The sequence below is a fragment of the Shinella sp. 1A1 genome, from assembly GCF_055379515.1.
Genome location: NZ_AP039671.1, coordinates 2,292,262 through 2,313,595 on the forward strand (window position 1 = coordinate 2,292,262; position 21,334 = coordinate 2,313,595).

22 protein-coding genes are annotated in these 21,334 nt (G+C 65.9%); 9 read left to right on the top strand and 13 right to left on the bottom strand.

The window, feature by feature from the left end; translation table 11 throughout:
- Positions 1-9 precede the first annotated feature (9 nt).
- The 5 genes from ACZ48C_RS11340 to ACZ48C_RS11360 all read left to right on the top strand — a co-directional run bounded on the left by ACZ48C_RS11340 (position 10) and on the right by ACZ48C_RS11360 (position 3,890).
- Entirely contained in the window at positions 10-960 is a 951-nt protein-coding gene (locus ACZ48C_RS11340) for a heme/hemin ABC transporter substrate-binding protein (protein ID WP_464781162.1), read from the top strand.
- The gene (locus ACZ48C_RS11345) at positions 947-2,068 is read left to right on the top strand and encodes a FecCD family ABC transporter permease (protein ID WP_464781163.1); all 1,122 of its coding nucleotides are present in this window, start codon (positions 947-949) and stop codon (positions 2,066-2,068) included. Before ACZ48C_RS11340 ends, ACZ48C_RS11345 begins: the two co-directional genes overlap by 14 nt.
- Before the next feature lie 7 nt (positions 2,069-2,075).
- Positions 2,076-2,864, top strand: coding sequence for a heme ABC transporter ATP-binding protein (locus ACZ48C_RS11350; protein ID WP_464781164.1), 789 nt, complete (start codon positions 2,076-2,078; stop codon positions 2,862-2,864).
- A 136-nt stretch (positions 2,865-3,000) separates the two neighbouring features.
- Complete coding sequence (locus tag ACZ48C_RS11355) at positions 3,001-3,399, top strand: glycine zipper domain-containing protein (protein WP_424547249.1); 399 nt, start codon at positions 3,001-3,003, stop codon at positions 3,397-3,399.
- A gap of 62 nt (positions 3,400-3,461) precedes the next feature.
- A complete protein-coding gene (locus ACZ48C_RS11360) occupies positions 3,462-3,890 on the top strand; it encodes a hypothetical protein (RefSeq protein ID WP_464781165.1) in 429 nt (142 codons plus the stop codon).
- Between the two features lie 73 nt (positions 3,891-3,963).
- Here the strand turns inward: ACZ48C_RS11360 and ACZ48C_RS11365 are convergent, their stop codons facing one another.
- From ACZ48C_RS11365 to ACZ48C_RS11375, 3 genes are all read right to left on the bottom strand, one after another.
- A complete protein-coding gene (locus tag ACZ48C_RS11365; RefSeq protein ID WP_464781166.1) occupies positions 3,964-5,469 on the bottom strand; it encodes an HWE histidine kinase domain-containing protein in 1,506 nt (501 codons plus the stop codon).
- A 118-nt stretch (positions 5,470-5,587) separates the two neighbouring features.
- Positions 5,588-6,142, bottom strand: a complete 555-nt coding sequence (locus ACZ48C_RS11370; RefSeq protein ID WP_119256868.1) for an RNA polymerase sigma factor — start codon at positions 6,140-6,142, stop codon at positions 5,588-5,590.
- 7 nt (positions 6,143-6,149) lie between these two features.
- Positions 6,150-6,263, bottom strand: coding sequence for a NepR family anti-sigma factor (locus tag ACZ48C_RS11375; protein WP_162911410.1), 114 nt, complete (start codon positions 6,261-6,263; stop codon positions 6,150-6,152).
- 234 nt (positions 6,264-6,497) lie between these two features.
- On the opposite strand from ACZ48C_RS11375, the gene ACZ48C_RS11380 reads away from it, so the two are divergent.
- Positions 6,498-7,292 (top strand): response regulator, encoded by a 795-nt coding sequence (locus ACZ48C_RS11380; RefSeq protein ID WP_119256866.1) that lies wholly within the window; start codon positions 6,498-6,500, stop codon positions 7,290-7,292.
- A gap of 295 nt (positions 7,293-7,587) precedes the next feature.
- Here the strand turns inward: ACZ48C_RS11380 and ACZ48C_RS11385 are convergent, their stop codons facing one another.
- From ACZ48C_RS11385 to ACZ48C_RS11425, 9 genes are all read right to left on the bottom strand, one after another.
- Positions 7,588-9,168, bottom strand: coding sequence for an FGGY-family carbohydrate kinase (locus ACZ48C_RS11385; RefSeq protein ID WP_464781167.1), 1,581 nt, complete (start codon positions 9,166-9,168; stop codon positions 7,588-7,590).
- Entirely contained in the window at positions 9,168-9,860 is a 693-nt protein-coding gene (locus tag ACZ48C_RS11390; RefSeq protein ID WP_464781168.1) for an HAD family hydrolase, read from the bottom strand. The genes ACZ48C_RS11385 and ACZ48C_RS11390 overlap by 1 nt, the downstream gene beginning before the upstream one ends.
- Positions 9,861-9,936: 76 nt before the next feature.
- On the bottom strand, positions 9,937-11,421 hold the full coding sequence (locus ACZ48C_RS11395; protein ID WP_464781169.1) for a mannitol dehydrogenase family protein: 1,485 nt from the start codon (positions 11,419-11,421) through the stop codon (positions 9,937-9,939).
- 60 nt (positions 11,422-11,481) lie between these two features.
- Entirely contained in the window at positions 11,482-12,255 is a 774-nt protein-coding gene (locus ACZ48C_RS11400; protein ID WP_464781170.1) for an L-iditol 2-dehydrogenase, read from the bottom strand.
- Positions 12,252-13,253: an ABC transporter ATP-binding protein gene (locus ACZ48C_RS11405; protein ID WP_119256861.1), complete on the bottom strand. Its 1,002-nt coding sequence runs from the start codon at positions 13,251-13,253 to the stop codon at positions 12,252-12,254. The genes ACZ48C_RS11400 and ACZ48C_RS11405 overlap by 4 nt, the downstream gene beginning before the upstream one ends.
- A gap of 13 nt (positions 13,254-13,266) precedes the next feature.
- A complete protein-coding gene (locus tag ACZ48C_RS11410) occupies positions 13,267-14,091 on the bottom strand; it encodes a carbohydrate ABC transporter permease (RefSeq protein ID WP_119256860.1) in 825 nt (274 codons plus the stop codon).
- Between the two features lie 11 nt (positions 14,092-14,102).
- Positions 14,103-14,975 carry a carbohydrate ABC transporter permease gene (locus ACZ48C_RS11415; RefSeq protein WP_119256859.1) on the bottom strand — a complete coding sequence of 291 codons (873 nt, stop codon included), beginning with the start codon at positions 14,973-14,975 and terminating at the stop codon, positions 14,103-14,105.
- A 254-nt stretch (positions 14,976-15,229) separates the two neighbouring features.
- Complete coding sequence (locus ACZ48C_RS11420) at positions 15,230-16,540, bottom strand: ABC transporter substrate-binding protein (protein ID WP_119256858.1); 1,311 nt, start codon at positions 16,538-16,540, stop codon at positions 15,230-15,232.
- Positions 16,541-16,697: 157 nt separating this feature from the next.
- On the bottom strand, positions 16,698-17,651 hold the full coding sequence (locus ACZ48C_RS11425; RefSeq protein ID WP_119256857.1) for a sugar-binding transcriptional regulator: 954 nt from the start codon (positions 17,649-17,651) through the stop codon (positions 16,698-16,700).
- Between the two features lie 257 nt (positions 17,652-17,908).
- On the opposite strand from ACZ48C_RS11425, the gene ACZ48C_RS11430 reads away from it, so the two are divergent.
- Entirely contained in the window at positions 17,909-19,270 is a 1,362-nt protein-coding gene (locus ACZ48C_RS11430; protein ID WP_464781171.1) for an NAD(P)-dependent oxidoreductase, read from the top strand.
- Positions 19,271-19,282: 12 nt separating this feature from the next.
- Positions 19,283-20,596 carry an NAD-dependent dihydropyrimidine dehydrogenase subunit PreA gene (preA, locus tag ACZ48C_RS11435; RefSeq protein WP_464781172.1) on the top strand — a complete coding sequence of 438 codons (1,314 nt, stop codon included), beginning with the start codon at positions 19,283-19,285 and terminating at the stop codon, positions 20,594-20,596.
- A 17-nt stretch (positions 20,597-20,613) separates the two neighbouring features.
- Here the strand turns inward: preA and ACZ48C_RS11440 are convergent, their stop codons facing one another.
- A complete protein-coding gene (locus ACZ48C_RS11440) occupies positions 20,614-20,958 on the bottom strand; it encodes a carboxymuconolactone decarboxylase family protein (protein WP_464781173.1) in 345 nt (114 codons plus the stop codon).
- Between the two features lie 72 nt (positions 20,959-21,030).
- Between ACZ48C_RS11440 and ACZ48C_RS11445 the strand changes: the two genes are divergently transcribed.
- Complete coding sequence (locus ACZ48C_RS11445; RefSeq protein ID WP_464781174.1) at positions 21,031-21,333, top strand: ArsR/SmtB family transcription factor; 303 nt, start codon at positions 21,031-21,033, stop codon at positions 21,331-21,333.
- Position 21,334 lies beyond the last annotated feature (1 nt).

Consider the following 21,334-nt stretch of genomic DNA (forward strand, 5'->3'; position numbering starts at 1 on the left):
ATTACGATCATGAGCAAGAGCTTCGATCTGCGCCGCGCCCGCCCGTGGGAAGTGGCCCTCACCGTCTTCGCGCTTTCCGCCCCGCTGCTGGCGACCCTCACCCTGCCCGTCGACGGCGGCTTCGTCCGCAAGGCGGCCGCGCAGGACATGCAGAAGGTCGATACGTCGAAGCTGGTGACGATCGGCGGCGCGGTGACCGAAATCGTCTATGCGCTCGGCGAAGGCGAGCGGATCGTCGCGCGCGATTCCACCAGCATGTATCCCGAGGAGGCGCTGAAGCTGCCGGATGTCGGCTATATGCGCGCCCTCTCGCCGGAAGGCGTCATCGCCGTCAATCCCACCGCGATCCTCGCGGTGGAGGGCAGCGGTCCGGCCGATGCGCTAGCCGTGCTGAAGAGCGCCGGCATTCCCTTCGAAACCGTGCCGGAAGGCTATGACCGCGCCGCGATCCTCAGGAAGATCGATGTCGTCGGCAATTTCCTCGGCGTGCCGGAAAAGGCGAAGGCGCTGGAAGAGAAGGTCGGCGCCGAACTCGACGGCGCCATCGCCGATGCCGCCAAGCGGCCGGAAAGCGAGCGCAAGCGCGTGCTCTTCATCCTGAGCTTCCAGAACGGCCGCATCATGGCCGCCGGCAACCACACGGCCGCCGACGGCATCATCGGCCTTGCCGGCGCGATCAACGCCACCGAAGGCACCTTCGACGGCTACAAGCCGCTCACCGACGAGGCGGTCATCAACGCCAAGCCCGACGTCGTCATGGTCATGACGCGCCCGGGCGCCGGCAGCACGGACGAGGAAGTGCTCGCCCATCCCGCCATCGCCGTGACGCCGGCCGGCAAGAACAAGACGGTCCTGCGCATGAACAGCCTGCACCTGCTCGGCTTCGGCCCGCGCACCGCCTCGGCCGTCAGCGACCTCAACAAAGAACTCTACGGCAAGCCCGGTAATGTCTCTCAATGACGCCATGCGCGGCCCGGTCGCACGCAGGTCCTTCCTGATGCGCGCCGCCGGCGGGCAGGCGGCCGGCGACCGCACCGCGATCGCCCGCCTCACCCTCTGTCTCCTCGTCATCCTGTCGGTCGCCGCGATCGCACTGTCCATCGCCACCGGCGCATCGGACGCATCCGCGGTCAATGTCATCGGCGCGCTCCTCACCGGCGCGGAAGACACCGCGCTCAGCATGCGGGACCGCATCATCGTCTTCGACATCCGCATGCCGCGCGCCCTGCTCGGCTTCCTGATCGGCGCAGCGCTCGCCATGTCGGGGGCCGTCATGCAGGGCCTCTTCCGCAACCCGCTCGCCGATCCCGGCCTCGTCGGCATCTCCTCGGGCTCGGCGCTCGGCGCGGTGTTGATGATCGTGCTCGGCGGCAGCCTGCCGGCTGGCCTCATGCTGGCGCTCGGCGCCTATGCGCTGCCGCTTGCCGCCTTCCTCGGCGGGCTTCTGACGACGCTGCTGCTCTACCAGATCGCCACGCGCGGCGGGCAGACCTCCGTCGCCACCATGCTGCTCGCCGGCATCGCCATCGCGGCCCTTGCCGGCGCCGTCACCGGCATCCTCATCTACATGGCCGACGACAAGCAGCTTCGCGACGTCACCTTCTGGAGCCTCGGCTCGCTCTCGGGCATGACCTGGACGAAGCTTCTCGCCGCCGGCCCGATCATCTTGATCGCTCTCCTCGTCGTGCCCTTCCTGTCGCGCGGGCTCAACGCCATCACCCTCGGCGAGGCCGCCGCCTTCCACATGGGCGTGAAGGTGCAGCGGCTGAAATACACCGCGGTCGTGGCCGTGGCGGGCGCCGTCGGCGCCTCGGTCGCCGTCAGCGGCGGCATCGGCTTCGTCGGCATCGTGGTGCCGCACCTGCTGCGCATCGTCATCGGCCCGGACCATCGCTACCTGCTGCCGGCCTCCGCGCTGCTCGGCGGCGTGCTGATGCTCGGGGCGGACATGCTGGCGCGCACCATCGTCGCCCCCGCGGAGCTGCCCATCGGCATCATCACGGCGCTGGCCGGCGCGCCCTTCTTCCTCTGGGTGCTGCTGCGCGACCGCACGCGGAACGGCTGGTAGGACGGAAATGATCGCTGCAAGGAACCTCACGGTCAGCCTGTCCGGCAAGACCATCGTCCAAGGCGTATCGCTGCAGGCGAAGGCTGGCGAGCTGACCGCGATCGTCGGCCCCAACGGCTCGGGCAAGACGACGATGCTGAAGGCCGTCGCGGGCGAGCTTTCGAGCAAGGGCGACATCACCCTCAACGGCCACGACATCCGCGCGCTCGAACCCTGGCAGCTCGCCATCAAGCGCGCGGTGCTGCCGCAGGCGGCGACCATCGCCTTTCCCTTCACCGTGCGCGAGATCGTCCGCCTCGGCCTGACCGTCGGCCCGAACCGCCATGCCGACCGCATCGACGCCATCACCGCCGAGGCGCTTCGCGCCGTCGACCTCTCGGGCTTTGCCGGGCGGCTCTATCAGGAGCTTTCCGGCGGCGAGCAGCAGCGCGTGCAGCTTGCCCGCGTGCTCTCCCAGATCTGGGAGCCAATCCTCGACGGCGAGCCCTGCTTCCTGATGCTCGACGAGCCGGTCTCGGCGCTCGACATCCGCCACCAGCTCACCATCATGCAGCTCGCCCGCCGCTATTGCGAAAACGGCGGCGGGGTGATCGCCGTCATGCACGACCTCAACCTCACCGCCATGTTCGCCGACCACATGGTGATGATGAAGGCCGGCCGCATCGAGCGGGCGGGACGCCCGGCCGATGTCATGACGGACGATGCGATGGAAGCCGTCTTCGGCTGCCGCATGCGCATCAACGGCGTGCCCGAAGCGGGCGTGCCCTTCGTGCTGCCCCACACCGCTTCGGCCTGACGTTCCAGCGTCCTGGAGCAGTTCCAGGGAACCTTTTGCGACATTGCACGTTTTCTGCCCCGGAAGACCGTTCCGCCAAGGGGGTGGAGCGCAGTTCGGCCCGCGTGCAAGCGGGCGACCGCAAAGGAGAAACGGCATGGCCACCGGAATGTTTTCATCCCGCAGCAAGACCCTCAAAAACGGGCTCAAGGACGAAGCCCAGGCCGTCGAGGACCAGATCACGGAACTGCGCGAGGAAATCGCCTCGCTCGCCCGCCTGCTCGCCACCGACGCCTCGAAGGGGGCGGGAAACATCCGCAAGAGGGCCCGGGCGGCCAAGGCCGAGATGAGCGACGCCGCGCACGGCCTGAAGGACCGCGCGGAAGGCGACTTCCGCGACATGATCGCCGCCGGCGAGGACATCCTCTCCGAACTCCAGTCCCGCTACCAGGATTCCGGCCGCATGGCCCGCAAGGCCGTCAAGGAACATCCGCTGACGACGCTCGGCGTTGCCGCCGCCGCCGGCTTCCTTCTGGCCGCGCTCCTGCGGCGCTGATCCATCCCTTCACGATCCCGGGACGCCCCGGCGTCCCCTCACTTCCGCGGAGCACACAAGGCATGCTGTCACTGGGGGCCATTCTCGTGCAAAATCTCGTCACCCGCGTCACGGACCGGGTGGAGGAAACGGTCGACAGCGCCCGGCGCAACGCGATCGGCGGCCTGGTCGCCGGCGTGCTGCTCGTCACCGCCTATGTGCTGGCCGTCGTCGGCGGCGCGGTGCTGCTGGCCGAGCGCTACGGCACGGCGCCGGCCCTCTTCGGCCTTGCCGGCGGCTTCCTCCTGCTGGCCATCATCGTGCTCGTCGTCGTCGCCGCCCGCAACAGGCGGGAGCGGGAACTGCGCCGCATCCGCCGGCAGCAGCTTGCCGCGCGCCGCGACCTGATGGCCGCGGCCGCCACCGTCGCCACGCAAAAGCCCTTCGCCGCGACAGCCGTGGCGCTTGCCCTCGGCTTCCTGCTCGCGCCGAAATCGCGCCGCGACGACTGACAATCCTGGGATTTGCTCGAAAAGAGAGCCGTGCGCCCGAACGGGCGCACAAGGACGTCCGTTTCCTTGAAGCTTACAGCGGCATCCGCACGACGGCGGTAACGCCCTTCGGCAGATATTCGACATGCACGCTGCTGCCGAGGATCTTGTCGAGGCTGCGCTCGATCAGCACGGAGCCGAAGCCACGCCGCCCGTTCGGATTGACCGGCGGCCCGCCGACCTCGTGCCAGGTCATGTTGAGCACGCGGCGGCCCTCTTCGTTGACGATGCGCGCCGTGATCACCACCTTGCCGGTGGCGACCGAGAGCGCCCCGTATTTGCGGGCATTGGTGGCAAGCTCGTGCAGCACGAGGCCGAGGCCGACGGCCTCGTCCGGCCCCAGCTCCACCTCGTCCTTGTGGATCTCGACCTGGCTCTCGTAATCGAGCGCATAGGGCATGATCTGCTTCTGCAGCAGCATCTTGAGGTGGATGACGCCCCATTCGTGATCGCTGAGCAGCCCATGCGCCTCGGAAAGCGATTGCAGGCGGCCGGCGAAGGCATCCATGAACTCCACCGGATCGCTCGTCTGGCGCAGGGTCTGGCGGGCGAGCGACTGCAGCATGGCAAGCGTGTTCTTGACGCGATGGTTCAATTCGCGCAGCAGGAGCCGCGTGCGCTCGGAGGCGAGCTGCCCGTCGGTGACGTCGACATTGATGCCGAGGAAGAGGGTCGGCTTGCCCTCCGCGTCCCATTCATGCACCCGGCCGCGGCCGAGCAGCCAGCGGCCCGACTTGGACGCACGGAACAGGCCGTCATATTCCTTGCCGGTGGCGAGCGCATTGCGCAGGCGGTCGATGGTCGTCTTGCGGTCGGCGGGGTGGACCGCACCGAAGAAGGTGCGCGCGCTCATCGGCCGCGTCGAACGGAAGCCCAGCATGCGGTGGAAGGTCTCGTTACCCGACACGATGCCCGTCGAGAGGTCCCACATCCAGCTCGCCACATTGGCGGCGTCGAGCGCCAGCGCATGGCGCTTCTCGTCACGCGACAGGACCTCGGCGGCCAGCATGCGCCGCCGCGCCTCTTCCTTCTGACGGATCAGGACGCCGGCGAGCGAGGCGAGCCTTGCGAGCTGCGGCAGAAGGGTGTCGGCAGCAGCCGTGCGGGCCTTCCTGTCGGCGACGGCGACCGTGCCGATGGGCTGGCCGTCCATCACGATCGGCGCGCCCGCATAGAAGCGGACATGCGCCTCGCCGCTGACGCTCGGCAGGCCGGAAAAGCGGGAATCCCTGGATGCATCGGCCACCATGAGCGGCGGCGCCCCCTTCTCCGCCAGCATCCGTGCGCAAAAGGTCTCCTGGGAGGGAAAGCGGATTTCCGGCGTGCCGCGGCGCGCCAGGAACCATTGGTCCGTCTGGCCGAGAATGGTGACGAAGGCCATGGGAGTGTCGGCAAGACCGGCGGCCAGGCCGGCGATGTCGTCGAAATCGGGATCGGGGCCAAGAAAGACCGGCATGGCGGCTTGCAGCGCCGCAAGCCGTTCCGGCGCGCCGAGAACCGCAGCTACACCGGTCGGCAATGGCTGAACGTTGTCCTTCATGCCCTTTGGTAGGCGATTCCACGTCCGATTTCACCCGCCATGCGAGCAAATGGATGTATTTTCGCCGTTCCCCCTCAATCTTTCCGCCGCCCGCCACGATGACGGGCGGCTTTTGCCATCAGGATGCGAATGCACGAGAGGTGATCGGCGCGGACACGGCGTCCGGACCATAGTCGCTTTCGCCGCTGACCTGCAGAAGCTCCTGCAGACGCTGGCGGGCACGGTTGACCCGGCTCTTGATCGTGCCGAGGGCGCAGCCGCAGATCTCCGCCGCCTCCTCGTAGGAAAAGCCCGAAGCGCCGACGAGGATGATGGCCTCGCGCTGTTCGTCCGGCAGCTTTTCCAGCGCCTTCTTGAAATCCTGCATGTCCAGCGAGCCGTACTGGGAGGGGTGCTGGGCGAGGTTTTCGGTGAAGATGCCGTCGGAATCCTGCACCTCACGACCGCGCTTGCGCAGCTTGCTGTAGAGTTCGTTGCGCAGGATTGTGAAGAGCCAGGCCTTCATGTTCGTGCCCATCTCGAACTGTTCCTGCTTCGCCCAGGCTTTCATGATCGTGTCCTGCACGAGATCGTCCGCCTGGTCGTGGCGGCCGATCAGCGAAATGGCGAAGGCACGCAGGCTCGGCAGAACGGCCAGCAGTTCTCGTTTGAAATTGGTCTGGTCCCTGTCCATTGCTTCCTCACTCGGCCCTTTGCACGCTGTTTTCGACAGCATCCAATTTTTCGAGAAGATCCAGGAACCTCTGGGGAAGCGCCTCATCTTGAACCGAATGGTAGAAGGCGCGAAGCTTCATCGCGATCTGCCCGTTCGGATCGTCGGGTTTTCTGGAGGACGTCCCCGCCCTCGTCTGCTTTTCAACACTATTCACTCTTGGCCACTTTCATCTTTGACGCTCCACGCCCCGGTGAAGATTTCGGCGTGAAAATGCCGCCAGGCGAAAAAAGTTCCCTTCCCCGGAACCTAAATTTGATTGCCGCGTTCAAACCGTCAACTGCCAGTGCAGCAATTCGAGAACAGGGGACAGAATATGCCGATTTCCGACCGCATCGGACCTCATCTTCCGGCGCTTCGCCGCTACGCCCGCGCCCTTACGGGCACCCAGTCTTCCGGCGATGCCTATGTGGCCGCCACTCTGGAAACCATCCTCATCGATCCCTCGACCATGCCGGAAGGCGGAGACGACAAGGCAAGGCTCTTCGGGCTCCTCAGCCGCATCATCGCATCGCTGCCGGTTTCCATGAGTCGGGCCGCCGGCGCCATCGCACCGGGCAAGGAGGCGCCCTTCGATCTTTCCGGCGTGCCGCCGCTCGGCCGGCAGGCCCTGCTGCTCGCGACCGTCGAGGGCTTCTCGGTCGAAAAAACCGCCGATATCCTCGAGGCGGACGCCTCGGACATCCGCGACCTCCTCGACGCCGCCTTCGCGGAAATCGCCGCGCAGGCGGAAACGGGCATCATGATCATCGAGGACGAGCCGCTGATCGCGCTCGACCTTGCCCATATGGTCGCCGGCATGGGCCACCGCGTGACCGGCATCGCCCGCACCCAGGCCGAGGCCGAGACGCTGTGGAGCGACAGCCGCCCCGGCCTCGTGCTCGCCGACGTGAAGCTGGCCGACGGTTCCTCCGGCATCGACGCCGTCAACACCATCCTCTCGCGCACGGATATCCCGGTGATCTTCATCACCGCCTACCCGGAGAAGCTCCTGACCGGCGAGCGGCCCGAACCGGCCTTCCTCGTCTCCAAGCCCTTCAATCCCGAACAGGTGAAGGTGCTGATCAACCAGGCTCTCCTCTTTACGCCGCAGACCCGCGCAGCGGCCTGATCTCGCTCCCGGATAGCCGCAGCGGCGGCGCGGCTGGCGGCGGTGGGACGGCACGCCCACCGCCGCCTTTTTGCCATGACGACCGTACGGACATGGGCAGGCCCCAAAGAGAAAACAGCCAGCGCCGGGGAGGCACTGGCTGCTTGAGTATCCACGGACCGGAGGGGGACACGGTGTCGTGGTCGTTCACCGGTCGAGGGCCTCGCATTTGGGGGATATGCGCAGACCGGTGACGACCTAGAAACACGCGACGCACGATTTGGTTCCGCCCGGTTGCAAATTTTTCGAGATTTTTTCAGTCGATCGCGTCGAGCTCGGCGCGATGGCGATAGAGCGCCAGGAAGCGCCGGAAATCCCGGTCGTAGCGGGCCTTTCGGGTCGTATCCGGCAGGTATTCCCGCCCACCCGGATACATGCCGGAGCCCGCCGCCGGCAGGTCCGGATAGAGGCCGCCGGCAACCGCCGCGGCCATCGCCGTGCCGAGCAGCACCGCATCCTGCGTCTGCGGCACGACGAGGCGGCAGCCGGTCACGTCCCGGTAGAGTTCCATCAGCAGCGGATTGCGCACATGGCCGCCCGCGACATGGAGCGTATCGAGCGGATAGCCGCCGTCGGCAAGCTTTTCGAGGATATGGCGGATGCCGAGCGCGATGGCGACCGAGGTCCGCCAGTAGAGCCGGCAGAGCCCGTCGAAGGAGGCATCGAGCGCCAGCCCGCTGATCACGCCGAGGGCATGGGGATCGGCGAGCGGCGAGCGGTTGCCGTGAAAATCGGGCAGGACATGCAGCCGCTCTGCAAAGGCCTCGCCCTCTTCGGCCCGCAGTTCTCCGATACGCTCGACGATCCGGGCATGCGTTGCCGCCGTGGGCTCGCCGCCGGCGCTGTGCGTGCCGACGATGTAATCGAGCAGCGCGCCCGCCGCCGACTGGCCGCCCTCCAGCAGCCAGAGGCCCGGAAGGACCGCCTCGTAATAGGGTCCCCACATGCCGTAGCCGAATTTCTTTTCCCGCGCGAAGGCGACGATGCAGCTCGACGTCCCGCCGATCAGCGCAAGCTGCCGCTCCAGCTTTTCCGGCGCGCCGGCAAACGGGCCGAGCACGCCGAAGGCGCCGGCATAGGCATCGATGAGGCCGCTCGCGACCACGCAGTCCGTGTCCAGCCCGAGGTCTTCCGCCGCCCCGGCGGCGAGCCGCCCGACCGCCTGCCCGACGGGCAGGGTCGTTTGCGGCAGCGACCCGCGCTCGCGCACGTCCTCAAGCCCGATCGCGGCGAGGAAATCCTCGCTCCAGGGCTCTTCCGCATGGGAAAGGTAGTTCCACTTGGCCGTCATCGTGCAGCGTGAGCGGGCATTCGAGCCCGTCGCCCGCCAGGTGACGAAATCGGCGAGATCGAAGAAATAGCCGGCCCTCGCCCATTGCTCCGGCCGGTGGCGCTTCAGCCACATGAGCTTCGGCATTTCCATTTCCGGCGACATCACGCGCCCGGAATGATCAAGCACCGGATGCGCCGTCGCCGTGCAGGCATCGGCCTCCTCCAGCGCCCGGTGGTCGAGCCAGACGATCGTATCCCAGCGCGCGTCATCGCCGGAAACGGCGAGCGGCTTTCCCGCCCCGTCGCGGACGACCAGCGAGCAGGTCGCATCCACGCCGAGCGCGGCGACCCGCGACGGGCGCGCATCCGCCGCCGCGCAGGCGCCCCGGACCGCGCCGCAGACGGCGCGCCAGATATCCTCAGAATCGTGTTCGGCATGGTCGGCCGCCGGGCGGCGCATGGCGATCGGATGCTCGGAACGCCCGAGCAGCGCACCGCTCCGGTCGAACACACCGGCGCGGGCACTGCCCGTGCCGATGTCCACCGCAACGATCAGATCGCGCATCAATGCTCTTTCCCGACGTCCTCTTCCTCGCGGACAAACTGTAACAATTCCCGCATGTCGTCAAACAGCGCGTCGGGGCGAAGGTCGAGCAGGGCGTCGCGATGACGGGGCGTGCGCGCATGGGAGCCGCCGGTGAAGGCGACGACCCGCATGCCGGCGGCCTTGGCGGCCATGATGCCGGCGGGGCTGTCCTCCACCACCACGCAGCGCGCGGGGTCCACACCCATCTCGGCGCTGGCATGCAGGAAGAGATCCGGCGCCGGCTTGCCGTGGGTGACCATGCTGGCGCTGAAGATGTTCGGCTCGAAGCGGTCGAGGAGACCGGTCACGGAAAGCGACAGTCGGATGCGCTCCGGCTGGCTGGACGAGGCCACGCAATGGGCGACGCCGAGCGCATCGACGGTCTCGGCGACGCCGGGTATCGGCTGGAGTTCCGAACGGAAGCGCTCGTAGAGCACCTTGCGCATGGCCTCGAGGAAGGCCGCGTCTACCGCAAGGCCGTATTCGTCATGCAGGATTTCCGACATGCTCTTGAGGCTGCGGCCGAGAAAGCGTTCGTGCGCCTCCGCCTCGCTCATCGCGACGCCCGCGGCGGCGAGCGCTTCGACCAGAACGGTGATCGAGATGGGTTCGCTGTCGACGAGCACCCCGTCGCAATCGAAGATGACCAGTTCTGTCGCTTTGGCGGCCATGGTGTTCCGTTCCGTTTTCAGGCCCCCGTTGGTACTGTCTGCCCCGCGCGATGAAAAGCCCCGATTGCCGATCTCCTCACTTTGCGAGACGGCCTTCCAGATAGCGCTTCAGCGTCGCACGCGTTCCTTCTTTCTGAAGAGAGCGGAGCGCATCGGCAAAGCGCCGGCGGAAGAGCTCCGACGTGCCGACGGCGCCGAAGATGTCCTTCATGTCGAGGAAGGCGAGCGGCTCGTCCCTGGCGGCCGTCGCGGCGGCGCGGATGCGGTCGATATTGGGATCGTTGAAGACGATATCCTTGCCGCTGTCGGCCGTGCCGGCGAGATAATGGCACCAGAGCGCCGAGACCAGCGAGAGGCCGACGACGTCCTCGCCGCGCGACAGCCGGTCGGCGGTGGACGGCAGGATGAACTTCGGCTGGCGGTTGGACCCGTCCTGCGCAAGGCGCGGGATCGTATCGGCGATCTTCGGATTGGAGAAACGCCGCTCGATGAGCGCATAATAGTCGTTGAGGTCGGTATCCGGCACGGGCGGGATGACGGGGATGATCTCGTCCCGCTCCAGCTTGGCGAGGAACGCGCGGATATCCGCATCCTCCATTGCCTCATGCACGAAATGGATGTCGAGCAGCGCCGCCGGATAGGCGATGGCCGCATGGCCGCCATTGAGGATACGGATCTTCATGTGCTCGTAGGGCGCGACATCCGGCACGAACTGGACGCCGGCCTTCTCCAGCGCCGGGCGGCCTTGCGGGAAATGATCCTCCAGCACCCATTGCTTGAATTCCTCGCAGAAGACCGGCCAGGCATCGTCGATGCCGTAGTCGTCGGCCGCGATGCCGATCTCGCGCGGCCCGGTGGCGGGCGTGATGCGGTCCACCATGCCGTTCGGGAAGGCGACATTGGCGTCGATCCAGTCGGCGAGCGCCGGATCGGAAAGGCGGGCGAGGCCGGAGACGGCGGCGTGCGTGACCTCGCCATTGCCGGGAATGTTGTCGCAGGACATGACGGTGTAGGGCGCAATGCCCTTCTCCCGGCGCGCCTTGAGCCCTGCAAGGATGAGGCCGAAGACGGTCTTCGGATCGCCGGGATTGGCAGCGTCGGCGGCAATCGCCGGATGGGTGGGGTCGAAGACGCCGGAGGCCGGATCGATGAAATAGCCGCCCTCGGTGATAGTCAGCGAGACGATGCGGATCGCCGGGTCCGAGAGCTGAGCGATGGTCGCCGTGGCATTGCCGGGGGCGAGGTAGCCGATCATCGCGCCGGTGACACGCGCGCCGGAGCGGTTGTTGTCCTGCTCGACCACGGTCGTCAGGAAATCCTGGCCCGCGAGCTTGTCGCGCATCGCCGCATCGGAGGGCAGGACGCCCGCGCCGATGATCGCCCAGTCATGGTCGAGGCCGAGATTGAATAGGTCGTCGAGATAGACCGCCTGATGCGCCCGGTGGAAATTGCCGACGCCGAAATGGACGATGCCGGCCGCAAGGCTGCCGCGCTCATAGGCGGGCACGCTTGCCGTCCTGGCGATTTCCTTGAGATTGGCGAGCGACAGTTTCGTGGTCATGGTCCATTCCTTCCGGTCTGTCCGGTCATCTCTCTTGCCGGGCCCGCGTTCGGCGCGGGCTCAGCTCATCCAGTTGCCGCCGTCGACATTGTAGGTCTGGGCGACGACGTAGTTGCTCTCCTGCGAAGCGAGGAAGATCGCCATGCCGGTGAGGTCGTCCGCCGTTCCCATGCGGCCGAAGGGCACTTCGGCGCCGACGAGGCGCTTCTTCTCGCCGAGCGGCCGGTTCTCGTATTTCGCAAAGAGCGCGTCGACGCCGTCCCAGTGCTCGCCGTCGACCACGCCGGGGGCGATGGCGTTGACATTGATGCCGTGCCTGATGAGGTTCAGCCCGGCCGACTGGGTCAGGCTGATGACCGCCGCCTTGGTGGCGCAGTAGATGGCGACGAGCGCCTCGCCGCGCCGGCCGGCCTGGCTCGCCATGTTGACGATCTTGCCGCCGCGGCCCTGCGCGATCATCTGTTTCGCCGCCGCCTGCATTGTGAAGAGCGTGCCGGCGACATTGATCGAGAACAGCCTGTCGTAGCTCTCCCGCGTGATCTCGACGATCGGCGCGAGATCGAAGAGGGCGGCGTTGTTGACGAGGATGTCGAGCCCGCCGGCCTCCTTCACGCAGGTCCCGATGGCCGCGTCGATGGACTCCTGCCACGTCACGTCCATCTGGATCGCATAGGCCGCGGGGCCGATCTCCTTCGCGGTCGCCTCGGCCCGCTCGATATTGATGTCCGCGATGGCGACGCGCGCGCCCTCCCGGACATAGGCCTCCGCGAAGGCGCGGCCGATACCCCGCGCCGACCCGGTGATCAGCGCGCTCTTGCCTTCCAGTCTGTTCATCGGATCGCCATTCCCTTGTCGTCGAAGCGGTGGATGCGGGTCTCGTCCGGCGTCAGGTAGACGGTGTCGCCATGGGTGACGGGGAAGCCGCCGTCCGCGCGCACCGTCATCGTGCCGACGCCGTCGACATTGACATGCAGGAACGTATCCGAGCCGAGATGCTCGGCGACGCCGACGACACCCTTCCAGGTACCGCTCTCCTTGGAGAGCTTCAGGTGCTCCGGACGGATGCCGGCGGTCGGCGCGTTCCAGGGCCTTGCCGCCTCGCCCGTGACGAAGTTCATGCGCGGGGAGCCGATGAAGCCGGCGACGAAGAGGTTGTCCGGCTTGTTGTAGAGATCGAGCGGCGAGCCGACCTGCTCGATATTGCCGGCATTCAGCACCACGATCTTGTCGGCCATGGTCATGGCCTCCACCTGGTCGTGGGTGACGTAGATCATCGTGGTCTTGAGCTGGTGATGAAGCTCGCTGATTTCGAGCCGCATCGTACCGCGCAGCGCCGCGTCGAGGTTGGACAGCGGCTCGTCGAATAAAAAGGCCGACGGTTCGCGCACGATGGCGCGGCCGATGGCCACGCGCTGGCGCTGACCGCCGGAAAGTTGACCCGGCCGCCGCTCCAGGTAGTTGGTGAGGTTCAGCACGCGGGCTGCTTCCGTCACCTTCCTGTCGATCGCCGCCTGATCCATTTTCGCCATTTTCAGCGGGAAGGCGATGTTCTTGGCGACGCTCATATGCGGATAGAGCGCATAGGACTGGAACACCATGGCGAGCCCGCGCTTGGCGGGGGCGGCGGCGGTGACGTCCTTGCCGTCGATCTCGATTGCGCCGCTCGTCGTGTCCTCCAGTCCCGCGATGAGGCGCAAGAGCGTGGACTTGCCGCAGCCCGACGGGCCGACGAAGACCACGAACTCGCCGTCCTCGATGGTGAGGTCGATGCCCGGAATGACCTGCGTGGCGCCGAAGGACTTGTTGACTTTCTTCAGGATAATCTTGCCCATGAGTTCCCTCCCCTTACTTCACGGCGCCGAAGGTCAGGCCGCGGACAAGCTGTTTCTGGCTGAACCATCCCATGATCAGGATGGGAGCGATGGCGAGCGTCGAGGCGGCCGAAAGCTTCGCCCAGAACAACCCTTGCGGACTTGAGAACGAGGCGATGAAGGCCGTGAGCGGCGCGGCGTTGGTCGTCGTCAGGCGGATCGTCCAGAAGGATTCGTTCCAGGCGAGGATGATGTTGAGCAGCAGCGTCGAGGCGATGCCCGGCACCGCCATCGGCGTCAGCACATGCACGATCTCGCCCCAGAGCGTCGCCCCGTCCATGCGGGCCGCCTCCAGGATCTCCCCGGGGATCTCGCGGAAGTAGGTGTAGAGCATCCACACGACGATCGGCAGGTTGATCAGCGTCAGCATGACGGTGAGGCCGAAGCGCGTGTCGAGAAGGCCCGTGTCGCGGAAGATCAGGTAGATCGGCACCAGGACGGCGACGGCCGGCATCATCTTGGTCGAGAGCATCCACATCAGGATGTCCTTGGTCCGGCGCGTCGGCGCGAAGGCCATCGACCAGGCGGCGGGGATGGCGACGATCAGCGCCAGCAGCGTGGAACCGACGGAGATGACCACCGAGTTCATGAAGGGCTTGAGATAGTCGCGCTGGGTCTGCACCGTCACGTAGCTTTCCAGCGTGAAGGACGGGATGAGGCTGAAGCCCTTGATCGCCTCCGGCTCCGTCTTCAGCGAGGTGATGACGGTATAGAGGATCGGGAAGAAGATGATCAGCGCGACGATCCAGGCGGCGATCGTGGCCACAACCTTGTGGCGGGTCGAAACGGCTCTTGCCATGGCTTCTCTCCCTACTTGTCCAGGTTCTTGCCGACGGCGCGCATCAGGAAGATGGCGACGATATTGGCGAGGATGACGGCGATGATGCCGCCGGCGGAAGCGCCGCCCACGTCGTAGCCGAGAAGCGCGGTGCGGTAGATCAGGAAGGCGAGGTTCGTCGAGGCATAGCCCGGCCCGCCATTGGTGGTGACGAGGATTTCCGCATAGACGCCGAGCAGGAAGATCGTCTGGATGAGGATGACGACCGTGATGGCGCGCGCGAGATGCGGCAGCGTCAGGTAGATGAAGCGCGACACGAAGCCCGCGCCGTCCATCTCGGCCGCTTCCTTCTGCTCGCCGTCGAGCGACTGCAGGGCGGTCAGCAGGATGAGCGTCGCAAACGGCAGCCATTGCCAGGCGACGATGATGATGATGGAGAGCAGCGGGAACTGGGCAAACCAGTCGATAGGCTGGAAGCCGAAGGCGCGGTTGATATCCGCAAGCACCCCGTAGCCCGGATGCATGATCATGTTCTTCCAGACGAGCGCCGCCACCGGCGGCATGACGAAGAAGGGCGAGATGATCATGATGCGCACGATCCCCTGCCCCCAGACGGGCTGGTCGAGCAGCAGTGCGATGGCGATCCCGCCGACCACGGTGATGAGCAGCACCCCGCCGACGATCATCAGCGTGTTCCAGATCGACTGGAAGAAGGCCGGATCGGTATAGAAGAACTGGTAGTTGAAGAGCCCCGTCCAGCTGACATTCGCCGGATTCAGCAGGTTGTAGTTCTGGAACGAGAACCACAGCGTCATCGCCAGCGGCACGATCATCCAGATCAGAAGCAAGCCCACAGAGGGCGCCAACATCAGCCGCGCAAGCCCGCGCGTATTTTCCGTCGCCATGATTTCCTCCCGAGGGCCGGTGCGGCCGGCCGATGCTGTCAGATCATATATGCCGCCAGCGGCCCCTCACCTGCCTGCCGGCATCCTCTCCCCGCAGGCGGGGAGAGGAACGATGGGCGCGCCGTTTTCCTCCTTCTCCCCGCCTGCGGGGAGAAGGTCCCGGCAGGGGGATGAGGGGCAAACGCCAAGCACGAAACCCCGCGTCCTCGGCTGCCCGGAACGCATTCCGGGCAGCCCGTCCTTGGGGAGGAGGCTTACTTGATGTAGCCGGCGCGGGTCATTTCGCGCACGGCCGTCGTCTGGGCCTGTGCCAGCGCGTCGTCCACGGAGGACTGGCCTGCGAGCACGGCCGAGAAGAGCTGGCCGACCGTCGTGCCGAGACCCTGGAATTCCGGGATCGCGACGAACTGGCCACCCGTATAGGGCACCGGCTTGACCGAGGGCTTGGTGATGTCCGCCGCATCCATCGCCGCAAGGGTCGGAGCCGCGAAGGGCGCTGCCTTCTCGTATTCGGCGTTCTTGTAGAGCGAGGTGCGCGTGCCCGGAGGAACGTTCGCCCAGCCTTCCTTGCTGGCGACGAGCTCGGTGTAACCCTTGCCGGTCGCCCAGGCGATGAACTTCTGCGCGGCTTCCGCCTTGGTCGAGCTTGCCGGAATGGCGAGGTTCCACGACCACAGCCAATGGCCATGGTTGCCGTTGCCCGTATCCGGGAAGATCGCGTAGCCGACCTTGTCGGCGACCGTCGAGTCCTTCGGGTTGGAAACGAAGGAAGCGGCGACCGTCGCATCGATCCACATGCCGCACTTGCCCTGCTGGAAGAGCGTCAGGTTCTCGTTGAAGCCGTTGGACGAAGCGCCCTGCGGGCCGGCATCCTTCATCAGGTCGACATAGAACTGGAGGGAGGCCTTCCACTCCGGCTGGTCGAACTGCGGCTGCCACTTCTCGTCGAACCAGCGACCGCCGAAGGAGTTGTTGAGCGCGGAGAGGAACGCCATGTTCTCGCCCCAGCCCGCCTTGCCGCGAAGGCAGATGCCGTTGATGTCGGCGCTGCGGTCGGTGATCTTGCGGGCGGCATCGCCGATGAATTCCCAGGTCGGGGAATCGGGCATCTTGAGGCCGGCCTTCTCGAACAGGTCCTTGCGGTACATGATCATGGCGGATTCGCCATAGAACGGCGCGGCATAGAGCTTGCCGTCGACGGAAAGGCCGCCGCGGATCGCCGGCAGGAGGTCGTCGACGTCGTAGTCGTCGCCGAGGCCGTCGAGCGCGACCAGCCAGCCCTGCTTCGCCCAGATCGGAACTTCGTAGTTGCCGATCGTGACGATGTCGTACTGGCCGCCCTTCGTCGCGATGTCGGTCGTGACGCGCTCGCGCAGCACGTTTTCCTCGAGCGTCACCCACTCGAGCTGAATGTCCGGATTCTTGGTGGTGAAGTCTTCCGTCAGCCCCTGCATGCGGATCATGTCGCCGTTGTTGACGGTAGCGATCGTGAGGGTTTCGGCATTGGCGAAACCGGCAAGAAGAGCAGCCGAGCAGGTGCCCAGCAGAAGGGTTCTCAAATTCATCATCTTCCTCCCAGAAGGGTTATGAGCATTTGCTTCGCTCATGGGCAATTACTCACACAATGCCGCAGGAAGTCAACGACCATTCGTTGCTGCAATGCACAATGCACGCAGCCATGCCTTGAATCTCATGGAAAATTTCTGCCGGGCGAAAACGCCGTCAGGCCGAAAGCAGGTCGCGCGCCGTCGCTTCGTCGGTGATCACGCCATTGATCATGCGGCCCCTGAGGGCGGCGAGAAGGGCGGCATACTTGCGCTTGCCCTTGGCAAGGCCGATGACCGTGGTCGTCTCGCGCGGCGGCAGCGGCACGGAGGCGACGCGCTCGTTGATGCTGCCGTCGAGCAGCCTGCCGTTGCTGTCGAACATCCAGCCGCAGATCTCCCCGGCCGCGCCCTCCTCCATCAGCCGCGCCATCTCTTCCGGATCGAGGAAGCCGTCGAGGCAGAGCGGCGCGTCGGCGCCGAGCTCGCCGATGCCGACGAAGGCGACATCCGCCTCGCGGCCGAGCTGAAGCGTCGACTGCACGAGGCTCTGCCGGTGCAGGAGATCGCGCTCCTCCGTCGAGGAGACGAGGACGGGCAGCGGCATCGGATAGTGCCGGGCCTTCACCGCGTCGGCCATGGAGAAGATGACGTTGTAATAGGCGGCCGAGCCGTCCGGCCCGATATTGCCGGTGAGAGACAGGATACGGTGCTGCGGGCACTCCATCGCCGGAAGCTGGTCGATCGCCGCTTTCAGCGTGCGCCCCGTACCGACGGCGAGCACGATGGGCTCGCTCTTCTTCAGCCAGCGCTCGATCTCCGCCGCCCCCGCCTCGGCGATGCCGATCGTCGTGGAGGTGGAACCCGGATCGCTCGGCACGATATCGACATGCACGAGGCCGAATTTCCGCTTGAGCGCTTCGCCCAGCTCCAGGCATTCGGCGATGGGATGGTCGAGGCGCACCTTGATCAGCCGCTCGGCGACGGCAAGCGACACGAGGCGTTGCGCCGACTGGCGGGAAATGCCCATGGCCGAGGCGATCTCGTCCTGCGTGCGGCCGGCGACATAGTAGAGCCAGCCGGCCCTTGCCGCATCGTCCAGCCGCCCGGCTGTTTCCGTCCGCTTCGCCATCGTCTACCCCGTTCGTTTCATAAGATTTGCTGCATCTTTTCCCCCGGCCTGTCAAACGCCGCGTGATGGCGCAGGAAAGACAGGCAAGGCCGCACGGCTTTATTGACGCCGCAAAAAGATAACCGGATTACTCATGTTTATTTTCGCTGCAACCATTGAAAAACCAGCATTTCTTTTGAAGTTTTACCGTTTGATAAAAAAATAAAGCTGGGTTACCGTTCTTCTATTCAAAAAGCCCACTCGAATGGGAGATAACTATGGGAACGACGCAATCTGGGATTCATCGGGGGCGTCTTGCGCCGGCCGAATACGAGACGAACTTTTCCGACCTCCACCCGCGCCTCGACGACCATGAGGCGCTGGTCGCAGCCGACCGCTGCTACTTCTGCTACGACGCGCCGTGCATGACGGCCTGTCCCACCTCCATCGACATTCCGCTGTTCATCCGCCAGATCTCGACGGGCAATCCCATCGGCTCGGCGAAGACCATCTTTGACCAGAACATCCTCGGCGGCATGTGCGCCCGCGTCTGTCCCACCGAGACGCTCTGCGAGCAGGCCTGCGTGCGCAACACCGCCGAGCATCGCCCCGTCGAGATCGGCCGTCTCCAGCGCTACGCGACCGACGTCGCGATGACGGAGAACCAGCATTTCTACGAGCGCGCGGCCCACACGGGCAAGGCCGTGGCCGTCGTCGGCGCCGGGCCGGCGGGCCTTGCCTGCGCCCACCGCCTCGCCATGAACGGTCATGACGTCGTGATTTTCGAGGCGCGCGAGAAGGCCGGCGGCCTCAACGAATACGGCATCGCCACCTACAAGGCCGTCGACGATTTCGCCCGGCGCGAGGTCGACTACGTGCTTGCCATCGGCGGCATCGAGGTGAAGAACGGCCTGAAGCTCGGCCGTGACTTCACGCTTGCCGACCTCACCGCCAATTTCGACGCCGTCTTCCTCGGCATGGGCCTTGCCGGCGTCAACGCGCTCGGCGCGGAAGGCGAGACCCTGCCCGGCGTCGTGGATGCCGTCGATTTCATCGCCGAGCTGCGGCAGGCCGAAGACAAGGCGAGCGTGCCGGTCGGCCGGCGCGTCGTCGTCATCGGCGGCGGCATGACGGCCATCGACGCCGCCGTGCAGGCAAAGCTCCTCGGCGCGGAAGAGGTGACGATCTGCTACCGCCGCGGCAAGGAACACATGAACGCTTCGCCCTTCGAGCAGGACCTCGCCGCCTCCAAGGGCGTGATGATCCGCCACTGGCTCCAGCCGAAGCGCGTCATCGCCCGCGACGGCCATGTCGCCGGCATCGAGGTGGAATATACCGAGATGCGCGACGGCAGGCTCGTCGGCACCGGCGAGACCGGGGCGCTCGCCGCCGACCAGATCTTCAAGGCCATCGGCCAGACCTTCGAGGCGGCAGGTCTCGGCCTGCTCGCCATGGCTGGCAACCGCGTCGCCGTCGATGCCGAAGGCCGCACCTCCGTTCCCAATGTCTGGGCCGGCGGCGACTGCGTGAAGGCCGGCGAGGACCTGACGGTCACCTCTGTCGCGCAAGGGCGCGACGCGGCCGATTCGATCAACCGCATGCTGGCTGCCGGCGCGCAGCCTTCCGTTGCCGTCGCTTGAGGGAGATGAGACATGGCTGATCTTCGCAACAACTTCGTCGGCATCAAGTCGCCCAACCCATTCTGGCTGGCCTCCGCGCCGCCGACCGACAAGGCCTACAATGTCGAGCGCGCCTTCAAGGCGGGCTGGGGCGGCGTGGTCTGGAAGACGCTCGGCGAGGAAGGCCCGCCGGTCGTCAACGTCAACGGCCCGCGCTACGGTGCGATCTGGGGCGCCGACCGCCGTCTCCTCGGCCTCAACAATATCGAGCTCATCACCGACCGCGATCTCTACACGAACCTGATCGAGATGAAGCAGGTCAAGATGAACTGGCCGGACCGGGCGCTGGTCGCCTCGATCATGGTGCCCTGCGAGGAGGAGAGCTGGAAGGCGATCCTCCCCCTCGTCGAAGAGACCGGCGCCGACGGCATCGAGCTCAACTTCGGCTGTCCGCACGGCATGTCCGAGCGCGGCATGGGCGCGGCGGTCGGGCAGGTGCCGGAATATATCGAGATGGTCGTGCGCTGGTGCAAGCAGTACACGCGCATGCCCGTCATCACCAAGCTGACGCCCAACATCACCGATATCCGCAAGCCCGCCCGCGCGGCCAAGGCCGGCGGCACCGACGCCGTGTCGCTGATCAACACGATCAACTCCATCGTCTCCGTCGACCTCGACAGCTTCGCCCCGAACCCGACGGTCGGCGGCAAGGGCACGCATGGCGGCTATTGCGGCCCGGCGGTCAAGCCCATCGCGCTCAACATGGTGGCCGAGATCGCCCGCGACCCGGAAACCTACGGCCTGCCGATCTCCGGCATCGGCGGCGTGACGACCTGGCGCGACGCCGCCGAGTTCCTGGCGCTCGGCGCAGGCAACGTGCAGGTCTGCACGGCAGCCATGACCTACGGCTTCAAGATCGTCCAAGAGATGATCTCAGGCCTTTCCGACTGGATGGACGCCAAGGGCCACCGCAGCCTCGACGACATCTGCGGCCGCGCCGTGCCGAACGTTACGGACTGGCAGTACCTCAACCTCAACTACATCGCCAAAGCCCATATCGACCAGGATGCCTGCATCAAGTGCGGCCGCTGCCACATCGCCTGCGAGGACACCTCGCATCAGGCGATCACCCAGTTCGTCGACGGGGTCCGGCATTTCGAGGTGATGGAGGACGAGTGCGTCGGCTGCAATCTCTGCGTCAACGTCTGCCCGGTCGAGAACTGCATCACCATGGTCGGCCTTGAACCCGGCACGCTCGACCAGCGCACCGGCAAGCCGGTCGACCCGAACTACGCCAACTGGACGACCCATCCGAACAACCCGGCGGCCCGCCAGGCAGCGGAGTAAGCCAACCCGCCGGGGCCTCAGGCCCCGGCGAACTGGTCGTAGGCGCGCATGGCATCGGCCGCATACATCAGTGCCGGCCCGCCCCCCATATAGACGCACATCACCATCACCTCTGCGACCTCCTGTCGGCTGGCGCCCAGCTCGTGCAGCGCCTTGGCATGGAAGCCGATGCAGCCGTCGCAGCGCTGCGTCACGCCAATGGCGAGCGCAATCAATTCCTTCGTCTTCTTGTCCAGCGCGCCTTCGGCGCCCGCGCCCTTCGCGAGCGCCGAGAAGCCCTGCATCGCTTCCGGCGCAAGCTTGCGCAGCTCGCCCATATAGACCGAAATATCCCTTGTGATCGCCTTGTAGTCCTTCGTCATGGCTCGCTCCTTGCGGCTTTACATTTCATATTTTCTTGATATCATAAAAATATGAATTATAAAGAGATGCCCGTGACGATTACCGAAGAGATGCCGGCGAAGGCCGAGACGGTGGCGAATTTCCTGAAGGGACTCGCCAGTTCCCACCGCCTCCTGATCCTGTGTGCGCTGGCGAATGGCGAGCGCAACGTGACCGAGCTGATCGAGGAGACGGGCATCGCCCAGACCTCGATGTCGCAGCACCTCGCCAAATTGAAGGAGGAAGGGATCGTGCGCTTCCGGCGCGATCACCGCACTCTTTTCTACACCATCGACCATCCGGCCGTGATGGAGATCATGGCCGTGCTCTACGCCCGCTTCTGCGCAAAGGACTGAC

Bases quoted from the DNA above. Each gene is read 5' to 3' on its own strand.
- ACZ48C_RS11425 (WP_119256857.1), bottom strand. From the start codon at position 17,651: ATGGCGAAGCGGACGGAAACAGCCGGGCGGCTGGACGATGCGGCAAGG.
- ACZ48C_RS11350 (WP_464781164.1), top strand. From the start codon at position 2,076: ATGATCGCTGCAAGGAACCTCACGGTCAGCCTGTCCGGCAAGACCATC.
- ACZ48C_RS11440 (WP_464781173.1), bottom strand. From the start codon at position 20,958: ATGACGAAGGACTACAAGGCGATCACAAGGGATATTTCGGTCTATATG.
- ACZ48C_RS11385 (WP_464781167.1), bottom strand. From the start codon at position 9,168: ATGCGCGATCTGATCGTTGCGGTGGACATCGGCACGGGCAGTGCCCGC.
- ACZ48C_RS11360 (WP_464781165.1), top strand. From the start codon at position 3,462: ATGCTGTCACTGGGGGCCATTCTCGTGCAAAATCTCGTCACCCGCGTC.
- ACZ48C_RS11405 (WP_119256861.1), bottom strand. From the start codon at position 13,253: ATGGGCAAGATTATCCTGAAGAAAGTCAACAAGTCCTTCGGCGCCACG.
- ACZ48C_RS11370 (WP_119256868.1), bottom strand. From the start codon at position 6,142: ATGGACAGGGACCAGACCAATTTCAAACGAGAACTGCTGGCCGTTCTG.
- ACZ48C_RS11415 (WP_119256859.1), bottom strand. From the start codon at position 14,975: ATGGCGACGGAAAATACGCGCGGGCTTGCGCGGCTGATGTTGGCGCCC.
- ACZ48C_RS11345 (WP_464781163.1), top strand. From the start codon at position 947: ATGTCTCTCAATGACGCCATGCGCGGCCCGGTCGCACGCAGGTCCTTC.
- ACZ48C_RS11390 (WP_464781168.1), bottom strand. From the start codon at position 9,860: ATGGCCGCCAAAGCGACAGAACTGGTCATCTTCGATTGCGACGGGGTG.
- ACZ48C_RS11400 (WP_464781170.1), bottom strand. From the start codon at position 12,255: ATGAACAGACTGGAAGGCAAGAGCGCGCTGATCACCGGGTCGGCGCGG.
- ACZ48C_RS11340 (WP_464781162.1), top strand. From the start codon at position 10: ATGAGCAAGAGCTTCGATCTGCGCCGCGCCCGCCCGTGGGAAGTGGCC.
- ACZ48C_RS11430 (WP_464781171.1), top strand. From the start codon at position 17,909: ATGGGAACGACGCAATCTGGGATTCATCGGGGGCGTCTTGCGCCGGCC.
- ACZ48C_RS11395 (WP_464781169.1), bottom strand. From the start codon at position 11,421: ATGACCACGAAACTGTCGCTCGCCAATCTCAAGGAAATCGCCAGGACG.
- preA (WP_464781172.1), top strand. From the start codon at position 19,283: ATGGCTGATCTTCGCAACAACTTCGTCGGCATCAAGTCGCCCAACCCA.
- ACZ48C_RS11420 (WP_119256858.1), bottom strand. From the start codon at position 16,540: ATGAATTTGAGAACCCTTCTGCTGGGCACCTGCTCGGCTGCTCTTCTT.
- ACZ48C_RS11410 (WP_119256860.1), bottom strand. From the start codon at position 14,091: ATGGCAAGAGCCGTTTCGACCCGCCACAAGGTTGTGGCCACGATCGCC.
- ACZ48C_RS11365 (WP_464781166.1), bottom strand. From the start codon at position 5,469: ATGAAGGACAACGTTCAGCCATTGCCGACCGGTGTAGCTGCGGTTCTC.
- ACZ48C_RS11380 (WP_119256866.1), top strand. From the start codon at position 6,498: ATGCCGATTTCCGACCGCATCGGACCTCATCTTCCGGCGCTTCGCCGC.
- ACZ48C_RS11375 (WP_162911410.1), bottom strand. From the start codon at position 6,263: ATGAAGCTTCGCGCCTTCTACCATTCGGTTCAAGATGAGGCGCTTCCC.
- ACZ48C_RS11355 (WP_424547249.1), top strand. From the start codon at position 3,001: ATGGCCACCGGAATGTTTTCATCCCGCAGCAAGACCCTCAAAAACGGG.